17 protein-coding genes are annotated in these 17511 nt (G+C 63.7%); 6 read left to right on the forward strand and 11 right to left on the reverse strand.

Annotated elements, in window-relative coordinates; translation table 11 throughout:
- Nucleotides 1-3 precede the first annotated feature (3 nt).
- Complete coding sequence (locus tag FHS84_RS13750; RefSeq protein ID WP_166935227.1) at nucleotides 4-567, forward strand: redoxin family protein; 564 nt, start codon at nucleotides 4-6, stop codon at nucleotides 565-567.
- Between the two features lie 8 nt (nucleotides 568-575).
- On the opposite strand, the gene FHS84_RS13755 is transcribed toward FHS84_RS13750, so the two are convergent.
- Genes FHS84_RS13755 through FHS84_RS13765 form a run of 3 tightly spaced genes read right to left on the reverse strand, consistent with a single transcriptional unit; the run spans nucleotide 576 to nucleotide 3186 of the window.
- On the reverse strand, nucleotides 576-1451 hold the full coding sequence (locus FHS84_RS13755) for a 3-hydroxybutyryl-CoA dehydrogenase (protein WP_166935229.1): 876 nt from the start codon (nucleotides 1449-1451) through the stop codon (nucleotides 576-578).
- 47 nt (nucleotides 1452-1498) lie between these two features.
- Nucleotides 1499-2446, reverse strand: coding sequence for an electron transfer flavoprotein subunit alpha/FixB family protein (locus FHS84_RS13760; protein ID WP_166935231.1), 948 nt, complete (start codon nucleotides 2444-2446; stop codon nucleotides 1499-1501).
- Entirely contained in the window at nucleotides 2446-3186 is a 741-nt protein-coding gene (locus FHS84_RS13765; RefSeq protein ID WP_166935234.1) for an electron transfer flavoprotein subunit beta/FixA family protein, read from the reverse strand. Before FHS84_RS13765 ends, FHS84_RS13760 begins: the two co-directional genes overlap by 1 nt.
- Before the next feature lie 202 nt (nucleotides 3187-3388).
- On the opposite strand from FHS84_RS13765, the gene FHS84_RS13770 reads away from it, so the two are divergent.
- The gene (locus FHS84_RS13770; protein WP_166935236.1) at nucleotides 3389-4639 is read left to right on the forward strand and encodes a hypothetical protein; all 1251 of its coding nucleotides are present in this window, start codon (nucleotides 3389-3391) and stop codon (nucleotides 4637-4639) included.
- 61 nt (nucleotides 4640-4700) lie between these two features.
- Here FHS84_RS13770 and FHS84_RS13775 read toward each other — a convergent pair whose 3' ends face one another.
- The 8 genes from FHS84_RS13775 to FHS84_RS13810 form a co-directional block, all read right to left on the reverse strand.
- Entirely contained in the window at nucleotides 4701-5072 is a 372-nt protein-coding gene (locus tag FHS84_RS13775) for a c-type cytochrome (protein ID WP_208393870.1), read from the reverse strand.
- 75 nt (nucleotides 5073-5147) lie between these two features.
- Nucleotides 5148-6296 (reverse strand): esterase, encoded by a 1149-nt coding sequence (locus FHS84_RS13780; RefSeq protein ID WP_166935240.1) that lies wholly within the window; start codon nucleotides 6294-6296, stop codon nucleotides 5148-5150.
- Nucleotides 6297-6562: 266 nt separating this feature from the next.
- Entirely contained in the window at nucleotides 6563-7042 is a 480-nt protein-coding gene (locus FHS84_RS13785) for a hypothetical protein (protein WP_166935241.1), read from the reverse strand.
- Between the two features lie 7 nt (nucleotides 7043-7049).
- A complete protein-coding gene (locus tag FHS84_RS13790) occupies nucleotides 7050-7403 on the reverse strand; it encodes a c-type cytochrome (RefSeq protein WP_166935243.1) in 354 nt (117 codons plus the stop codon).
- Between the two features lie 47 nt (nucleotides 7404-7450).
- Nucleotides 7451-7846: a c-type cytochrome gene (locus FHS84_RS13795; protein WP_208393871.1), complete on the reverse strand. Its 396-nt coding sequence runs from the start codon at nucleotides 7844-7846 to the stop codon at nucleotides 7451-7453.
- Nucleotides 7831-9180 carry a TonB-dependent receptor gene (locus FHS84_RS13800; protein WP_166935245.1) on the reverse strand — a complete coding sequence of 450 codons (1350 nt, stop codon included), beginning with the start codon at nucleotides 9178-9180 and terminating at the stop codon, nucleotides 7831-7833. The genes FHS84_RS13795 and FHS84_RS13800 overlap by 16 nt, the downstream gene beginning before the upstream one ends.
- A 316-nt stretch (nucleotides 9181-9496) precedes the next feature.
- Nucleotides 9497-11896: an FtsK/SpoIIIE family DNA translocase gene (locus FHS84_RS13805; protein WP_166935247.1), complete on the reverse strand. Its 2400-nt coding sequence runs from the start codon at nucleotides 11894-11896 to the stop codon at nucleotides 9497-9499.
- On the reverse strand, nucleotides 11893-13086 hold the full coding sequence (locus FHS84_RS13810; protein ID WP_166935249.1) for an aminotransferase class I/II-fold pyridoxal phosphate-dependent enzyme: 1194 nt from the start codon (nucleotides 13084-13086) through the stop codon (nucleotides 11893-11895). The genes FHS84_RS13805 and FHS84_RS13810 overlap by 4 nt, the downstream gene beginning before the upstream one ends.
- Before the next feature lie 165 nt (nucleotides 13087-13251).
- On the opposite strand from FHS84_RS13810, the gene FHS84_RS13815 reads away from it, so the two are divergent.
- The 4 genes from FHS84_RS13815 (at nucleotide 13252) to FHS84_RS13830 (ending at nucleotide 17360) form a co-directional block, all read left to right on the forward strand.
- A complete protein-coding gene (locus tag FHS84_RS13815; protein WP_166935251.1) occupies nucleotides 13252-14382 on the forward strand; it encodes a hypothetical protein in 1131 nt (376 codons plus the stop codon).
- A gap of 2 nt (nucleotides 14383-14384) precedes the next feature.
- A complete protein-coding gene (locus FHS84_RS13820) occupies nucleotides 14385-15932 on the forward strand; it encodes an NTP transferase domain-containing protein (RefSeq protein WP_166935253.1) in 1548 nt (515 codons plus the stop codon).
- Nucleotides 15929-16297 (forward strand): hypothetical protein, encoded by a 369-nt coding sequence (locus tag FHS84_RS13825; RefSeq protein WP_208393872.1) that lies wholly within the window; start codon nucleotides 15929-15931, stop codon nucleotides 16295-16297. Before FHS84_RS13820 ends, FHS84_RS13825 begins: the two co-directional genes overlap by 4 nt.
- An 88-nt stretch (nucleotides 16298-16385) precedes the next feature.
- Nucleotides 16386-17360 carry a TraB/GumN family protein gene (locus FHS84_RS13830; protein ID WP_166935257.1) on the forward strand — a complete coding sequence of 325 codons (975 nt, stop codon included), beginning with the start codon at nucleotides 16386-16388 and terminating at the stop codon, nucleotides 17358-17360.
- The last annotated feature ends 151 nt before the right edge of the window (nucleotides 17361-17511 follow it).

The following is a 17511-nucleotide window of genomic DNA, read 5'->3' on the forward strand; positions in this document are numbered from 1 at the left end:
TCCGTGACCAAGCCACGCCTTCTTGTCTTTGCGACCCTTGCCGGAGCGGCCTTGCTGCTGCTTGGGGTTCTATATTGGATGTCCGCCTCGACTGTCCACGCACCTCCGCCGTCGCTGGACCCGTTGAAATTTTCTGCGCAGCCCCGGCCGGCCCCGGCGGTAGCGTTCACCGGACCCGGCGGACGGGTGGTCAACCTCTCCCAGTTCAAGGGCAAGTACGTGCTTCTGAACCTGTGGGCGCCGTGGTGCGGCCCTTGCGTCAAGGAGCTGCCGGCCCTGGCGGCGCTGCAAAAATCGCTGCCGGCCGAGCATTTCATGGTGATTCCGGTCGACGTCGGCCGCGAAGGCCAGGCGGACGCCCAGAGCTTCCTGGCCGGCCATGGCGCCGGGATGCTGCAGACCTATGTCGATTCCAATGCCGCGCTGCTGCGGGCTTTCGGCGGCTACGGCCTGCCGATGACGGCGCTGATCGACCCCGAGGGCAATGAAGTTGCGCGCGCCGAAGGCGCTCCGGCCTGGGAAAAGCCGGAGTCGGTGGCCTACATGCGCAAGCTCGTCGGCGGCTGAGTAAGAATCTATCGCGTCGGGACCGGGTGGTCGCTGCGGTAGTCGTAGAAACCACGCCCCGTTTTGCGGCCGAGCCAGCCGGCTTCGACGTATTTCACCAGCAGCGGGCAGGGGCGGTATTTGGAATCCGCCAGACCCTCGTAGAGCACCTGCATCACGGCAAGGCAGGTATCGAGGCCGATGAAATCGGCGAGCTGCAGCGGGCCCATCGGATGATTGGCGCCGAGCCGCATCGCGGTGTCGATCGCCTCGACGTTGCCGACGCCTTCGTACAGCGTGTAGACGGCCTCGTTGATCATCGGCAACAGGATGCGGTTGACGATGAAGGCCGGAAAATCTTCGGCATACGCGGCGGTCTTGCCGATCCGCTTCACCAGGTCGAGCGCGGCCTGATAGGTGGGGTCGTCGGTGGCGATGCCACGGATCACTTCCACCAGCTGCATCACCGGCACCGGGTTCATGAAATGCAGGCCGATGAAGTGTTCGGCGTGTCCGGTGGCGGCTGCCAGCCGCGTTACCGAGATCGACGACGTGTTGGTGGCAATGATGGCGCCGGGCTTCAGGACCGTCCCCAGCTCCTGGTAGATCGCACGCTTCAGCGCCTCGTCTTCGAACACCGACTCGATCACCAGATCGCGGTCGCCGAGACCATCCAGTCCGACCACCGGCTTGATGCGCGCGATAGCCGCTTCGATGTCGGCGTCCTGGATCAGGCCCCGCGCCGCTTGGCGGGCCATGTTCTTGCGGATCAGCGCAATCGACTTGTCGAGAATCTCGGTGTTCAGGTCTTCCAGAACGACGTCATATCCGGCGATGGCCAGAACATGGGCGATACCGCTACCCATTTGGCCGGCGCCGACGACTGCGATGCGTTCGATGCTCATGGTGTCCTCATTGGCGTGGCACCGGTTACCCCAGCTCCGCGCGTCATTCAATTGTAGCCGCGACGGGCCAGTTCTGCGTCGATTTCCGGCAGGACCTGAAACAGGTCCGCCACCAGCCCCAGGTCGGCAACCTGGAAGATGGGCGCTTCGTCGTCCTTATTGATGGCGACGATCGTTTTGGCGTCCTTGATGCCGCAAAGGTGCTGCAGCGCGCCGGAGATTCCCAACGCGATGTAAAGCTCTGGCGCAACAACCTTTCCGGTCTGGCCGATCTGGCAGTCGTTGGCAGCGAAACCGGCGTCCACGGCCGCCCTGGAGGCGCCCACGGCGGCGTTCAGCCGACCGGCGATATGGGCCAGCAACTGGAAGTTGTCCGCCGTCCCCAGGCCGCGGCCGCCCGCGACGACCACCTTGGAACTGGTCAGTTCGGGACCGGCCGCCTGCGACAACGTCTCCCCGGCAAAGGCCGAAAGCCCCGGATCCGGTCCGGCGGGAAGGGAAAGGATCGGTGCTGGCGCGGGTGCGGCGCCAGCGGCGGCGAACGCCGTCGGGCGAACGGTGATCGCCAGCTTGCCGGCAGGCGCCTTGACGGTCGCCATGACGCTGCCGGCATAGACCGGCCGTTCGAACGTGTCGGGCGCCAGGACTTTGGTGATTTCCGAAATCTGCGGCACGTCGAGCAGCGCCGCGACCCGCGGCAGGACGGCCTTGCCGTGCGAGGTGGCGGGCGCCAGCACGGCGTCCCAGCGTTCGGCCAATGAGAGGATCAGCGCCGCGAACGGCTCGGCGAGCGGGTGGGCGTACAGCGGGTCGTCGCACAGCAGCACGGTGTCGACGCCGTCGAGCCCCGCAGCGGCATCCGCCACGGCTTGGCAGCCGTGCCCGGCGACCAGCACCTCGACCGGCTGGCCGAGGGCGCGGGCCGCGGTGATGGTTCTCGCCGTGGCGTCCGCGAGGATTCGGTTGTCGTGCTCGGCAACGACGAGGCTGGTCATTACAGGGCCCCCGCCGCATGCAGCCGGTCGAACAGCTCGCCGACGCTTTTCACCTTGATACCGGCCGCGCGCGGGGCAGGTTCGGCCACATCCAGCACCGTCAGCCGCGGCGTGATATCGACGCCAAGCTCGGCCGCCGTCGTTTCGGCAATGGGCTTTTGCCGCGCTTTCATCTTGTTCGGCAGCGAGATGTAGCGCGGTTCGTTGAGGCGCAGATCGGTGGTGACCACCGCGGGCAGGCGCAACGTGAGGCTTTCGGTGCCGCGATCGGTTTCGCGCTCGATCCTCGCGCTGGTGCCGTCGATTTCGAGGCTGCGGGCGCGCGTGGCTTGCGCCCAGCCATTGAGGGCCGCGAGCATCGGGCCGGTCTGGCCGCAATCGTCATCGATCGCTTGTTTGCCGGCGAGCACCAGTCCGGGCTTTTCGGTGTCGCACACGGCTTTCAGGAGTTTGGCAACCGCAAGCGGCTCGATCGCGCCGTCGCACGCCACCAGGATGCCGCGGTCGGCGCCCATCGCGAGGGCGGTGCGGAGCGTCTCGATGCAGTCGCGCGGGCCCACCGACACGACCACGACCTCGTCCGCCTTGCCCTTCTCCTTGAGCCGCACCGCTTCTTCGACGGCGATCTCGTCGAAGGGGTTCATGCTCATCTTGATATTGGCAAGGTCGACGGCCGCAGCCTTGATCCGGACCCTGACGTTGTAATCGACCACCCGTTTGACGGGCACCATGACGTTCATATGCAGTCCTGCACGGAAGCTCGGTTGCTTCCGGGGCCGCAAACGCTAGGCGGGGGTTCGGGTCCTGTCAACGAAGCGCGGGTGCAGCCGGAAACCACAGCGAAAACAGTGGCTTTCCAGGTGACGTGCGACGCCGTGCCGCACCACTCCGCGGAGCCAAGACGGTACGGCATGAGCCGCGAACCGGCGCACACTTACCCCTATGGTCGCGCCATTCCGCTTCAGCCGCCGCTTCCTCTTGGCTTCGGCCGCCGCGCTCGCATGGACCCCGCGCAGTTTTGCCGAGGACGGCCCGCCGGGGAGCGCCGAATTCGATCTCTTGATGAAAGAAGGGCGGTATCTGCCGCTGCTGCGCTTCTATCAGAGCCAGGGCACCACCGCGGCGGCGTGGCTGACGGCGCAACTGGCGGCGATGACCGGCGACGAGGCGGCGGCGTTTGCCGTTCCCGATAGCGCGCCGCGCGCCGTGCCGGATCTTGCCGACTGCCGTGCCGTCGATGCGCTCGAAACCATCGTCCAGGCGGCGCGCTCGCGGCAGATCGTGATTCTCAACGAGGCCCATCACGCTTCGCGCTGCCGCGCCTTCGCCGCCCAACTGGCAGCACGGCTCCACGGCGAGGGCTTCACGGTGTTCGCGGGCGAAGCGTTCGACAATTCCGCGCATCCCTCGGCCGCCGCGACGGCGCTCAATGCCGGCGGGTCGGTGACGCCGCAACTCGGCTGGTATCTCGCCGATCCGGTCTATGCCGAGATGGTGCGGGCAATGCGGCGTCGGGGCACTCGCTTCGCCGCCTACGAAGCGCGCGCCGTGCAGCTTCAAGGCACCAGCGGCGACAGCGAGATCGAAGCGCGCGAAGACGCCGAAGCCAACAATTTCATCGCCGACGTTCTCGGTCCCCATCCCAAGGCGCGCGTGCTCGTTCTCTGCGGCTACGATCATGTGGTGAAAACGGCGACGGCCGACGGGCGGATGTGGTTCGCGGCGCGGCTCAAGGCCAAGACCGGCATCGATCCTTTGTGCGTCGCACAGAGCTGGGGCTTGCCGTCAATGGGCGGCGAGGAGCCGGCTTTGAAGGCGGTGCTCGATACCTTTGCGTTCACTGCACCGGCCATCCTGTTCGACAAGCACGACCGGCCGTTCAATCCGTCGTTGGCGAACACGGTCGATGTCGAAGTCATTCATCCGCGCCTTGCGGCGGTCGACGGCCGTCCGGGCTGGCTGGCGACGGGACGCAAGCGGGCGCCTTTTGCCTTGTCGGCGCTGGTCGGTCCGCACGATTTGATTCAGGCGGTGCCGGCCGAAGAAGCGGCGGCGCCGAACGTGGTGCCCGCCGATCAGTATCCGCTGCTGCCCGGTGCGCGCGAGGCGGTGTTTTTCCTCCACGAAGGCCGTTACGAAGTCCGGCTCGAAACCGACGACGGCCGCCGTGTGCTCGGCGAACTGAAGGTCTGACTATTTTAGTAAGTGTCGCGCTTGCGAACGGAAAACCGCTTCCCACTTTTCCTGCAAGCGCTTATTTCTTGCTGTGCAGATAGGCGATGACGTCGTCGACGTCTTGCGGCTGCTTCAGTCCGGCGAACGCCATCCGCGTGCCCGGCACCAGTTTCTGCGGATTCGCCAGCCATAGTTTCAACTTTGCGTCGGTCCAGACAATCCCAGAATTTTTCAGTGCCGGAGAATAGTAGAAATTCGGCAGCGACGCCGCCTTGCGTCCGGCGACGCCGGACAGATTGGGACCGAGCCCGTTGCCGCCGCCCTTTTTGGCATTGTGGCATTGGGCACAGCGGCCGAACACCTGTTCGCCGTGTTTGGCGTTGCCCGCCGCCGCCGCATTGTGTGTGATGCCAATCAATGCGGCGAGCGCCGCAAACCCGTAACGAAGCATGAAGCGCATCCCGGTTAGGAATGCGCTTCTAGCCGTCCGCCGCGGTTCAGGCCAGCCTGTCGCAGCGGTACTTTTTTAGTGGAACAACAGCGGCGCGAATTCGCTCAGATAGCGGCGCCAATTGACCATGTCGTGACCGCCGGGCGTTTCCTCGCGGTAGAACTTCACGCCTTTGGAATCCAGCATCTTCATCATCGCCAGCGAATTGTTGCGGGCAATGTCGGTTTCGCCATGCGCGATCCAGAGCACTTTGAGCCGGTCGGTGTTGGCTTTGAGCCCTTTACCGTATTTGGCTTCGAACGCCTTCAGCGTGTCGGGGAACCAGCCCGACGAGAACACGCCGACGTAGCGGAACTCGTCGGTGTGCAACAGGCCGATGTTGAGCGTCTGGATGCCGCCCATGGAGAGGCCGGCGAGGGCGCGGTCCTCGGGACGCGTCGAAACGTTGAAGCTCTTTTCGATCAGCGGCACGATCACGGTGCGCAGTTCGAGACCGAACTTGTCCTGCTCCGGTTCGCCCATCGGCCAGCTGCCTTCGATGATCCCGTCGGGAAACACCACCACCATCGGCTTGGCTTTGCCTTGGGCGATGAGGTTGTCGAGGATCACGCCGGCGCGTCCTTCGGTCGGCCAGTCGAGATCGGAATCGCCGCCGCCGTGCAGGAGATAAAGCACGGGATAGTTCTTGCCCGCGCTGTAACCGGGCGGCAGGTAGACGTGCAGGCGGCGCTGCGGCCCGGCCACCGGCGAATCGTAGTTCAATTCGGCGACGAGGCCGTGCGGCACGCCGGCGCGATAGGTCTGCAGATCGTCGGCCCCGCCGGGCACTTCGACCAGACTGTAAGTATCGCGGTGCATCGGCGAATTGTAGGTGTTGCGGGTGTCGGAGATGGTGGCGCCGTCGACGACGAAGCGATAGCGATAGGCGCCGGGCTTGGCCGGATCGGTGGTCACGCTCCACACGCCATCGGCATTCTTGGTCAGCTTGATCTCGCCCGGCAGGCCCGGAATCCACGGCTTCACCGACACGGCTTCGGCTTTGGGCGCAAAGACGCGGAAGGTGATGCGTCCGTCGGCCGACACCTCCGGCGAATTCATGGTGTCGAACGGCGTCTGCGGCGCCATCGGGAACGGCATCTTCACGCCCGGCGGCGGTGTCTGCGCTGCGGCGCCGCTCGCCAGAAGGATCACGGCAGCCGCGGCGGCTTTTATGGTGTTTTTCATATGGTCATTTCCCCCTGTTTGGGATGACCAAGTTATGTCTGAGTTATTTCCGCTGCAAGCGGGTGGCCGGTCTCGAAGTGTCGGCGTTGAGCGAGTTTCGACAAACCTTGCCGGCTTTATTCGTCGCGATGATCCGGCAGCAGAACCTCTCGCAGCTTGGAGATGACCTGTTCTTCTTCCTTCCGCTCGATCAGGCGGGTGCGTTGTTGCGGGCGGTCCACCACAGCAGAATAACCGCCCGCGTGCTTGAAGCTGGCCCTTGCTTCTCAAACAGCACGTCTTTGACCAAACCAGATATTGATGAGGCTCAGGACAATCATCAAGCCAAGCGCCATGATGAACGTCGCGCCCCCTCCGATGACCAGGTAGACGAAGCCATAGGCGACGAATTTCGTCAAAAACCAGGAGGTGACATCGACGAGAAAGGCGAGGAACGGCAGCAGGGGCAGGACGACTCGCCAGACCCTCCCCAAGGTGGAATGGACGAAGACAAATCCGACGATCGAGAACAGCGCGAACAGCCCGAGAAGGTGAATGTGCGCCAGCGAAATCAAGGTGGCCGTACTCGCGCCGGGTCCGGTGTACAGCGCGGCGATTTCCGCGACGTGAATGCCGTACCCGCTCTCGACGCCTTGATGAGCGACCAGGATATAGGCGAACCCCATCAGCAGCGAAATGCCGGCGAATGCCAAGGCTGCGCTGGCTAGAAGTTTCAGTTCCAACGGCAAATCCGGCAATGGTCTCATGGTGGTCTCACGGCTGATGCTTGGAGCCTGGCGGCTTGGCGACTTGAATCGGCACGCTGGCGTAATAGGCCGAAATGTCGGCGATCTGCTGCTCGGTTAGCGGACGTGCCAATTCCGTCATCAGTGGGCTGACGCGACCCCCGTTTTTGAAGGCGGTGAGCTGCTGCACCAGATACACGTAGTGCTGGCCGGCTAGGTTGGGAATGCTGGTGTCGACGGACATCCCGTCACTGCCATGACACGCCGCGCAATTCGTTGCGAGATGTTGTCCAGCCCTAGGGTTCGGAGGCGCCGCAACACTTCCAACCATGGACGTCGCGAACGCCATGACGGCAAGGCCCGCCAGCTCGGTGTAACGCATGCTTGCCCCCTGAATTCGAAGACCTTCGAGAGCCTGTTGGTCGCGTCCTATTTCTTGGTGGCAAGATAGGCAACGACATCGTTGGCTTGGTCGGCGGTAGGTGCGTGGATCAAGACCATCTTGGCACCCGGAATTACCTTCTGCGGATTCTGGGCCCAGGCAGTCAGTTTGTCGTCGGTCCAGACGATGCCGGAATTCTTGATCGCCGGTGAATACTTGAAGTTCGGAACCGTCGCAGCGGCGCGGCCCGAAACACCGAACAGATTGGGCCCGAGCGGCCCGTTGCCGGCGCCTTTGTCGATGGTGTGGCATGAGGCGCATGTTTTTTTGAAGACGTCCGCCCCTTTGGCGGCATCGCCGGCGGTTGCCGAGGCGGTCAACGCGATGGCGGCGATACAGGCCCCGGTGCCCTTGAGCATTGAGATGGCTAGAGTGCGAGCCATGTGAAGATCCTCAACGTGTTGTTATCGGAGGCGTTGCGGCCGTTGCCGTCATAGTTCGAACCGGCGCCGTCAAACCGCATATAGGCCGTGTACTGTAACCCCACGCGCAGGCTCAGCCGGCCGCCCAACGGGGCATCGCCCTGGCCCCAGGGCGTGGCATCGATCTGGAACGTCACACCCGTGCTCCTGGGCGAAAGCGTCCGATTATCGGCATAGAGCAGTGCGTCGCTTGAGCCTTCGGTGTTGAAGAACTGGACCGAACCGCCGACCAGATTGTGCCAGTAATAGGATGCATCGAACCGTATGTCGTCGAGCGTGTTGTTTGATTTTTCAGCGCCGCCGAGCAGGGCGGTTGCGGTCAGGTCCTGCGCCTCATGCGTATAGCGCGCGTTAAGGGCATAGATGTTGTCGCCGTCGCCGATGTACTGGTAGGAGGCATCAAGTCCGAAGTCGGCATAGGAGTCGGTCTTGCCGGTGGTGGTGTCGCCGCCGGGGTCGATACTTGGGAAAAATCCGAATCCACCGATCGAGAAATTCTGATTGCCATAGTCCTTTTGGTAGGCGACGCGGAAATAGGGTGCCGCGCCCGAAATCGGTCCGGGGCCGGAGGTCGAGCCCATGGCGATCAGGAACCGGTTGGCAGGGGTCCAGTAGAGTCCCACTTCGGTATAGATGTGGTCGTTCCAATAGGCATATGCCGACGTGCCGAGAACGCTTTGGGCAAATCCGCCGTCGAACATCGTACCCACCGCCGGGGCAGGCGCCAGCGCGCTCGAGGTGTAAGGGAAACCCCAAGCCGGAAGCGTGTTCCAGACATCCTGTACGCCGGGACTGTTGTTGAAGCTCAAGCCGACGAGCACGTCGTTTCCGAAAACGGTGACGTGGTCCGTCACGCGGATGTCGGCGTTGTCCCAGGAGAAGGTGCGGCCGACGCCGTCATAGGTGAGCTGCACAAACCCGCCGAAGTGATCCCCGATGCCGCCGGCGACGAACAGGCTGACCTGATCGAGCGAAAAGTTGTTGTTGGTGGAATAATGATCCGCGGGCGGAGTATCCTGCGCCTTGCTGGACGTGACGAACGACGACACAGCCATGGCCGACATCGGGAACGCCTTGGTGCCCGCGTCCATGGTGTAGCCTTCCAGCTTGAACTTGCGCCCGAAGGGCGTGAGCTGGGGACCAAACCCGCCGACGTGGCAGGCGCTGCAAGGCTGACCGGTCTTGGCCGTGAATGCCGGCACCGCCAGCGCCGGGGCAACGGCGAACATCGCGAGCGCGAAGATCGCAACGATCCAAGATGCCAAACGAAAGCGAGGCGAGAGGGCAGCGTTCACAAGGAATCTCCTTCACGCTGATCACGACTCTGTGACTTGTAACTAGTATAATCATAAATAGCCATCCAGGCGAACCGGGCGGCTAGAGCTTTGTTTTATGGACCCGCGATAACCAAGCCGTTGCACGCGAGCAATGGTTTCGCCATCTGGGGCGCTGGTTTGGTTTTTGATGGCTTCATGCGCGGGCACAAAATCCCGCTCATGCTGCACCAAGGGATAACGATAAGAACGGCTTAGCGTTCTTCGTGATCCGGCAGCAGCACTTCGCGCACGCCCCCCGCGCGTTGCGCGCAATCCGATAAATGGGCGTGCGGCGTTATTCGTCGCGATGATCCGGCAGCAGAACCTCTCGCACGCCCTTGTGATTGGGCTTGGAGATGACCTGCTCTTCTTCCATGCGCTCGATCAGGCGCGCCGCGCGGTTGTAGCCGATCTGCAGGCGGCGCTGGATATAGCTGGTCGTCGCCTTGCGTTCGCGCGCCACGATGTCGAGCGCCTTGTCGTAAAGATCGTCGCCCGAGCTGCCGTTGCCTTCGCCGAACGCGCCGAACGGATTGTCGCCATCCCCTTCGGGTTCTTCGGTGACCTCCTCGAGGTATTCCGGCGTGCCTTGGGTCTTGAGAAACTTGACGATCTCTTCGACTTCGTCGTCGCTGACGAACGGGCCGTGGACGCGGCGGATGCGTCCGCCCGCCATCATGTAGAGCATGTCGCCCTGGCCCAGCAGTTGTTCGGCGCCTTGTTCGCCGAGAATGGTGCGGCTGTCGATCTTGGACGTGACCTGGAACGAGATGCGGGTCGGGAAGTTCGCCTTGATGGTACCGGTGATGACGTCGACCGACGGGCGTTGTGTTGCCGCGATCAAGTGGATGCCGGCGGCGCGCGCCATCTGGGCGAGACGCTGCACCGCGCCTTCGATTTCCTTGCCCGACACCATCATCAGGTCGGCCATTTCGTCGACCACCACCACGATGTACGGCATCGGCTCGAGCTCGAGCACTTCGTCTTCGTAGACCGGCTTGCCGGTTTCCTTGTCGAAGCCGGTCTGTACCGTGCGCTTCAGGACTTCGCCCTTCGACTTGGCTTTCTTGACCCGTTCGTTGAAGGCTTCGACGCCGCGCACGCCGAGCTTCGACATTTTGCGGTAGCGCTCTTCCATTTCGCGCACCGCCCATTTGAGCGCGACGACGGCTTTGCGCGGATCGGTGACGACGGCGGTCAAAAGATGGGGAATGCCGTCGTAAGCCGACAATTCCAACATCTTGGGGTCGATCATGATCAGTTTGCACTGGTCCGGCGGCAGCCGGTAGAGCAGCGACAGGATCATGGTGTTGATGGCGACCGACTTGCCCGAACCGGTGGTGCCGGCGATCAGCAAGTGAGGCATCTTGGCGAGGTCGGCCATCACCGGCTCGCCGCCGATGGTCTTGCCGAGCGCGAGAATCAGCGGCGCGCGCGCCTTTTCGAATTCGGCCGAGCCGACCATCTCGCGCAGATAGACCATCTCGCGGGTCTGGTTGGGCAGTTCGATGCCCATCACGTTGCGGCCGGGAATCACGGCGATACGGGCGGCGACCGCCGACATCGAGCGGGCCACGTCGTCGGCGAGCGCGATCACGCGCGAAGATTTGACGCCCGCGGCGGGCTCGAATTCGTAAAGCGTCACCACCGGGCCGGGTCGGACCGCTACGATGCGGCCTTTGACGCCGAAATCGGACAGCACCGATTCCAGCATGCGGGCGTTTTCTTCGAGGCTTTCGTCGGAGAACGCGGCCTCGTCGCGGGTGTGTTGCGGCTCGGTCAGCAGCGTCAGCGGCGGCAGCTCGTATTCGCCGGAATTGAACAGCGCCGGCTGTTTCGGGTTCTTGGCGACCGTGGCTTTCTTGGATTCGTCGCGTTTGATGCGGGTGACGTTCGAGGCTGTGGCCGGCTCGGGGGCGCAGTCTTCCTCGGCCTCTTCTTCGGCGTCCTCAACCTCTTCGTCGTCATCGTCGTCGGCGACGATCCGCGGCGCCCGCGGCTCGACCCGGCGCTTGGGCGCTTTGCCCTCGGGGGCCTTGAGCAGTCCGGCCACCCAGGTGACGAGCGCCAGTCCGTGGAACGCGGCGCGGCCGATGGCGCGCGGTTTAATGTCGGCGGCAATCACGGCGAGCGCCAGACCGGCGATCAACAGCACCAGCGGCAGCGCCCAGCCGATCCAGGTCTGACCCCAGCTCACGCCGAGATTGGCGGCCATCTGGACGGCGGCGATGCCGATATTGCCGCCGGCGGCGAAACTCTCGGGTCGTGGCAGGATACCGAGACCGGAGGCCAGCAGCATGGTCGCGGCCGGCCAGGCGACGACGCGGAGGAGGGCGCGGCGCAGCGGCCAGCCCATCATGGCGCGGGTGCCCCAGACGATCGGCGGCACCAGGAAGGCGAGGGAGGCGAAGCCGAAATACTGGAGCAGGATATTGGCGGCGGTGGCGCCGAACGGGCCCAAAAGGTTGGTCGCCTCGCGGCCGGTGGCGGTGTCGGAACTCGGATCGTTGGGATTGTAGCTGATCAGCGCGACCAGAACCGCGGCCGCCCCGGCGAGCAGCAGAAGACCGGCGCCGCGAAACGCCGCCAGTCGCAACAGCTCCGCCGTCTTGCGGCGGGCTTCCGCCAAAGTCTCGGACAGCCAAGCGCCCTTACGGCGCGGCTGATAGACTCCCGAAGTTCGAGCGCCGCTCATGGTCCGTCTTCACTCAAAAGAGAACCGATCTTAACCAGTGCCGCATGAATGGTTGATAAATCGTTTACCAATGCAATCCGGATAAACGGAAAACCAGGATTTGTGCGGGGTTTTTCCGGAACGATTTCCCGTCCCATATAGGCGCCGGGCAGCACTTTGATCCCGGCTTCGCGCCAGAGTTTCAGCGCCGTGGCTTCGCCGTCCCCAACCTCGAGCCAGAGGAAAAAACCGCCTTTGGGCAGGGTGAAGCCGGGCAAATGCCCCAAAATCTGGTCCGCCAGCTCGAACCGCTCGGCATACATCGCCCGGTTGCAGCGGACATGCTCCTCGTCGTTCCAGCAGGCGGCGGAGGCGGCCTGGATCGGCAGCGGCACCTGGGGGCCGGCGTAATTGCGGAAGGCCCGGAAGCGGGTCATCAGCTTGGGATCGCCGGTGACGATGCCCGAGCGCAGGCCCGGCAGGCCGGATCGTTTGGACAAAGAGTGGAAACTGAGCAGCCGGTCATACGGCGGCCGCCGCACCGACAGCGCGCCCAGCGGCGGCGTGTCGAGATAAATGTCGGCGTAGCACTCGTCGGCGAACACCGTGAACTCATAGGCGTCGGCGAGTGCGAACACCGTTTGCCAATAGGCTTCGCCCGCCGCGGCGCCTTCCGGATTGCTCGGCGAGCAGAAATAGGCGGCCACCGTGCGGTTCAGCACCGACAAAGGCAGCGAAGCATAATCCGGCAGGAATCCGGTTTCCGCCCGTGCCGGCACATAGACCGGTTCGGCACCGGCCGCATAAATCGCCGCTGCGTAACACTGGTAGAACGGGTTCGGCAGAAGGATCACCGGCCGGCCGCCGCCTTTCGAGTCGGGCGTGACGATCTTCGGCGCCAGGAACAGGCCTTCGCGGGTACCGTTGAGCGGCAGCACCTGGGTGTCGGGATTGATCTCGGCGCCGAAGCGGCGCTTCAGCCATCCGGCCGCCGCCGCGCGCCATTCCGGGGTGCCGTCGATCGGCGGGTATTGGCCGAACTCGTGGGCGTGCGAGGCGATCGTCTCGCGCACGAAGGCGGGAACTTCGCCGCGCGGATCGCCGACCGCCAGACTGATGGGCGTGTCGCCGGGCGGTACGCCTTCGAACAGGAGGGCGAGTTTGGCGAAGGATCCTTGCGGAAGATCGGCGAGGCGGCCTGGGAAGATCACGGCGGATTTCTCTCTGAACGGGAACTGCGATTCGTCAAGAGCTTATACGCAAGTTTAGCGGTGCCCTTCACGTTTCTCTAACCATGCCGGGGTTACGACGACAACTGTGCGCGGAGTCTGCCGCGGAAGCTGCCGTTGCCGGTCTGTGCGTTGTCAGAAGGTCATATGAGCAATTCGCTTTCCCGAGCCGTTATCGGTCCCGCCGAACAGCTCTTTCGAGCCGTCATCAAGAACGCGTTGGCCAGCGCAGAGCCGCCCAAGCCGATTATCCCGCACGAACCGCGCTACGAACGCGTGTTGCCGCCGTTATTGGGCGAGATGGGCGGCGAAATCAGGCTGCATATCGCCCGCGTCGAGCCGTGGCTGCGCAACGGCTGGAAAGTGATGTCGCGCCACGCCGCCTTCTATCCCAAAGGCACGGCGATTTACGATCCGGAATTCTTCGCTGCCGTGGATGCCATCCTGAATGCCTACGGCGTGGTCGGTTCGCGCGGCGGCTTCATCGTCACTCCCGCCGATGCCTATCCCCCGCAGCTGCAGGCTCAGTTCAACGGCGCCACCGGCCAGATTCTTCTCACTCTCGAGGACGCCAGCAAGGCGACCCGTCAAGCCTTGGCCGAGATCGAGCTGCGCAAACTGTTTCTCGCCTGGTTCTGCACCGACGATCGCCGCATCAACGATTACGATCATTCCGTGCTGTCGTTTGCCAGCACCGGCTGGGGCACCTGGGAATACCGTTCGACCGCGGCGCTGCGGCCCAGTTTCAAGCCGCCGGCGTTCGAAGAGCCGCCCGAACCGGTGCCGCCGCATGTCGGCGTGCAGATGCGCTATTTGACTCACGTGAAGCCGCAGCCGCGCAACAGCGATCCGGACTGGATGCTGTCGACGGCAAAAGCGATCGCCGAGCATCTCGGGGTGGACTTGATGGTCTACGGCCATCCCAAGGGCTGCGTCATTCCCGGAGGCTACAAGACGAGCTGGGATCCGGCGCGGCCGGAGGGCCAGAAGGAACGCGAACTCGGCTATCTCAAATCGTGCCGCCTGATGCTGGCGCCCGATTCCGGCTGGGCCGACCTGATGGCCTGGCTGCAGGTGCCGACCTTGCTCGAAATGGCCTATACGCCCGGCGACTTCGAATGCCTGCGCGACAATTTCCAGCCCCGTCTCGATGTCGTCGACCGCAACCGGCCGATCGGCGAGCAGGTGGATGCATTGCTCAACGCACCGGGGCCGGTGCTGTTTTCGGCCAAGTCATCCTATTTCGTCGACAAAGAATCCTATCCGTGGGAGCCCTGACCATGAACGCCGTCCCGCATCATGCGGCCAAGCCGCTTCCCGCCATTCCGACCTATATCGTACAGGCCGGCGGCCAGGGCACCAGGATGGAGCATTACACCTGGAACAAGCCGAAGTGCCTCGTTCCGATCGACGGCAAGCCGCTGCTCTATCATCTGTTCAGCGCCGCGCCGGATGCGCACTTCATCGTCATCGGCGATTACCTGTTCGACGTGCTCAAGGCCTATATCGCGGCGTTTCCGCCGGAAGCGCGCGTCACGCTGGTGAAAGCCGACGGCAAAGGCACCTGCTCCGGCATGGCGGCCGCGGTCAAGCAGATCGAATACACCCAAAGCCCGGTCGGCATCATCTGGAGCGATCTCTATTTCGCGCACCTGCCGAAGTTCGCCGACTACAAAAAGCCGGTGATCGGCATGTCGGGCACCTTCCCGTGCCGCTGGTCGGACGATCCGGTCCGCGGTCTGGTCGAAGAAATCAGTTTCGACCGGGGCGTCTGCGGCTATTTCATGTTCCCCAATGCCAGTTTCCTCAACGCCGTGCCGCATGACGGCGAGTTCGTGAAATGGCTGCAAGGCACCTTGCGCGAATACGACACCCAGGTGATCGAGACCTGCAAGGAAATCGGCAACAGCGCGATGGCACTGCGCCAGTGGGAGCATCGCGGTTACGCCCGCTTCTTCAACGACGTCACCATTCTGGCCGACCGGGTGGAAAAGCGCGCCCGCGTGCCGGCGCTGGCCTCGCGCATCGAACAGGAAGCAGACTGGTACGAGGAAGTCACCAAGCGCGGTTTCAAGGCCGTGCCGAAACTCTTGGGCCGCAATCCGCTGACGCTGGAGCGCATCCACGGCAAGCCGCCGTGCGAGATCAACCTCAAGCCGCGCGAGAAATACGCGCTGCTCGAGCGTCTGTTTGCCACCATGAGCGACCTGCACAATCTCGCGGTGGCGCCCGCCAATGCCGAGGATTGCAAAGACATCTATCTCACCAAGACGGTGCAGCGCGTCGCCAAGATGCTGTCGCTGGTGCCGAACCGCGAGTCGCCGTTCTTCACCATCAACGGCCGGCGCTGCCGCAATCCGTTCGCCGACGGCGACGGGCTGGCGGAGATCGTGGGCGAAGTGCCGTGCGACGAGTTCCGCATCATCCACGGCGATCCCCATTTCTCCAACATGCTGGTGACGCCCGCCGGCGATCCCTATCTGATCGATCCGCGCGCGATGTTCGGCAAGACCAAGTGTTACGGCGATGCCGATTACGACTGGGCCAAGCTCTATTACTCGGCGGTCGGCGATTTCGACGCTTTCAACAAGCGGCGCTTCCGTTTGGTGGTGTGGGATACGACGGTGTCGCTCGACATCGATTCCGCCGGCTTCTCCTTCACCAAGTCGATGTTCCAGAACTTCCTCGGCGAGCCGCGGTTCAAGAAGATCGAACTCCTGCACGCCTTGATCTGGATGTCGTTCGCCGGCTGGGTCGACGACGACGTCGATTCGATGATCGCGGCCTTCTTCAACGGCCTCTATTGGCTGGAGGAATGGGCGCAATGATCAGGGTTTCGACCCTGCCCAAGACCTGGATCTTCGATCTCGACGGCTGTCTGGTCGCCCATTGCGGCCATCTCGGCGAGGGCGACCGGCTCTTGCCGGGCGTACGCGAATGGATGGCGCAGATTCCCGAACACGACTGCATCGTGCTGTTGTCGGCGCGCGAGGAATGCTATCGCGACTCCTCGCTCGCGTTTCTCAAACGGGAAGGCATCCGCATCGATCATGCCGTGTTCGGTCTGCCGGTGGGCGAGCGCATCCTGTTCAACGATCGCAAGCCGAGAGGCCTCGATACCGCGTTCGCGGTCAATCTGCCGCGGGATGCCGGCCCTTCCGAGGTCGCCGTCGAATGCGATCCGGCCCTTTGAGCCGTCGCTGACGGATATTTAAGCTCCCGGCGAGCGGGCGTTCATTCGCCTCATGGTAGAGTGTTCCCTCAAGCAATGCGGAGGGAGCATGAGGCGGTATTTGCTGGCGTCGGCGGCATTCGTTTTTCTTTCATGGACGGCAGCCGAAGCGGTGTCCGAACCGCCGGCCGCGAACGCACCTCCGGTCACCGATTGGGTGCCGGACGAGACCGTGGTGGTTTCGGCGCAAGGCGCCGGTCCCGCCTTCTGGCACATCAAGAAAGGCGACGCGGAAATCTGGGTCCTCGGCACCGTCACGCCGCTGCCGAAAGGGATGTCGTGGAACAGCGCCCATCTCGGCGACATCGTCAAAGGGGCACGCGCGGTGCTGACGCCGCCGACGGCTTCGTCCGGTCTGTTCGAGACGAGCTGGTTCCTGCTCACCCATCGCGGGCTGCTGTCGATGCCCGACGACAAGAAGCTCGACGACACGCTGCCTGCCGATCTACGCGCGCGGCTGGCGGCACAGCGCACGGCCTTGAAACTGAAGGCCGACGAATACGACGACGATCCGCCGATCCTGGCGGCGATGAAACTGCAAGGCGCGTTCAACAAAGTGCATCAGCTCGACAGCGACGAGCCCTTAGAAACGGTCACGCGCCTGGCCAAGGAAAACCATGTGCCGGTGCGCGCCATCGGCGAATACGGCGCGCTCGGCTTGGTCAAGGAGGGATTGCGGCTGCCGCAAGAAAGCCAGCGCGTCTGTCTCGAGGAATCGGTGGCCTATGCCGAAGCCCGCAGCGTGCACAACGTGCCGCTGGCGAGCGCCTGGGCCGCGGGCAATCTCAAGGAGATCAAGGCGCACTACGTGCCGGGTGCATTCGAGAAATGCATCAAGCAGATGGCGAGCTTCGGCAAGCTCACCGACCGCGCCGTTGCCGATTATCTCAAGGCGATCCACGAAGCCCTGGCGCAGCCGGGCAAAGTGGTGATGCTGACCGACATCGGCTCGCTCTTGCGCACCACCGGCGTCGCCGAGGCGCTGCACAAGGAAGGCATCGTCATCGAAGGCCCGGCGGAGTAGGAGCGCCGGCCAGCAAAAGTGCGCAGCGGTTTTGCGTCCGGCCGCGCGACCAATAAACCCGGAGCGCCGGCCAGCGAAAGTGTGAAGCGGTTTCGCGTCCGGCCGCGCGACAAACAAAAAGGGCGCCCCCGAAGGAGCGCCCCAGTTCTCT

Origin of the sequence: Rhizomicrobium electricum (assembly GCF_011762045.1) — a bacterium.
In the GTDB taxonomy this organism is placed as follows: Bacteria; Pseudomonadota; Alphaproteobacteria; order Micropepsales; family Micropepsaceae; genus Rhizomicrobium; species Rhizomicrobium electricum.

Bases quoted from the DNA above. Each gene is read 5' to 3' on its own strand.
- FHS84_RS13755 (WP_166935229.1), bottom strand. From the start codon at position 1,451: ATGAGCATCGAACGCATCGCAGTCGTCGGCGCCGGCCAAATGGGTAGC.
- FHS84_RS13760 (WP_166935231.1), bottom strand. From the start codon at position 2,446: ATGACCAGCCTCGTCGTTGCCGAGCACGACAACCGAATCCTCGCGGAC.
- FHS84_RS13765 (WP_166935234.1), bottom strand. From the start codon at position 3,186: ATGAACGTCATGGTGCCCGTCAAACGGGTGGTCGATTACAACGTCAGG.
- FHS84_RS13770 (WP_166935236.1), top strand. From the start codon at position 3,389: ATGGTCGCGCCATTCCGCTTCAGCCGCCGCTTCCTCTTGGCTTCGGCC.
- FHS84_RS13775 (WP_208393870.1), bottom strand. From the start codon at position 5,072: ATGCTTCGTTACGGGTTTGCGGCGCTCGCCGCATTGATTGGCATCACA.
- FHS84_RS13780 (WP_166935240.1), bottom strand. From the start codon at position 6,296: ATGAAAAACACCATAAAAGCCGCCGCGGCTGCCGTGATCCTTCTGGCG.
- FHS84_RS13785 (WP_166935241.1), bottom strand. From the start codon at position 7,042: ATGAGACCATTGCCGGATTTGCCGTTGGAACTGAAACTTCTAGCCAGC.
- FHS84_RS13790 (WP_166935243.1), bottom strand. From the start codon at position 7,403: ATGCGTTACACCGAGCTGGCGGGCCTTGCCGTCATGGCGTTCGCGACG.
- FHS84_RS13795 (WP_208393871.1), bottom strand. From the start codon at position 7,846: ATGGCTCGCACTCTAGCCATCTCAATGCTCAAGGGCACCGGGGCCTGT.
- FHS84_RS13805 (WP_166935247.1), bottom strand. From the start codon at position 11,896: ATGAGCGGCGCTCGAACTTCGGGAGTCTATCAGCCGCGCCGTAAGGGC.
- FHS84_RS13815 (WP_166935251.1), top strand. From the start codon at position 13,252: ATGAGCAATTCGCTTTCCCGAGCCGTTATCGGTCCCGCCGAACAGCTC.
- FHS84_RS13820 (WP_166935253.1), top strand. From the start codon at position 14,385: ATGAACGCCGTCCCGCATCATGCGGCCAAGCCGCTTCCCGCCATTCCG.
- FHS84_RS13825 (WP_208393872.1), top strand. From the start codon at position 15,929: ATGATCAGGGTTTCGACCCTGCCCAAGACCTGGATCTTCGATCTCGAC.
- FHS84_RS13830 (WP_166935257.1), top strand. From the start codon at position 16,386: ATGAGGCGGTATTTGCTGGCGTCGGCGGCATTCGTTTTTCTTTCATGG.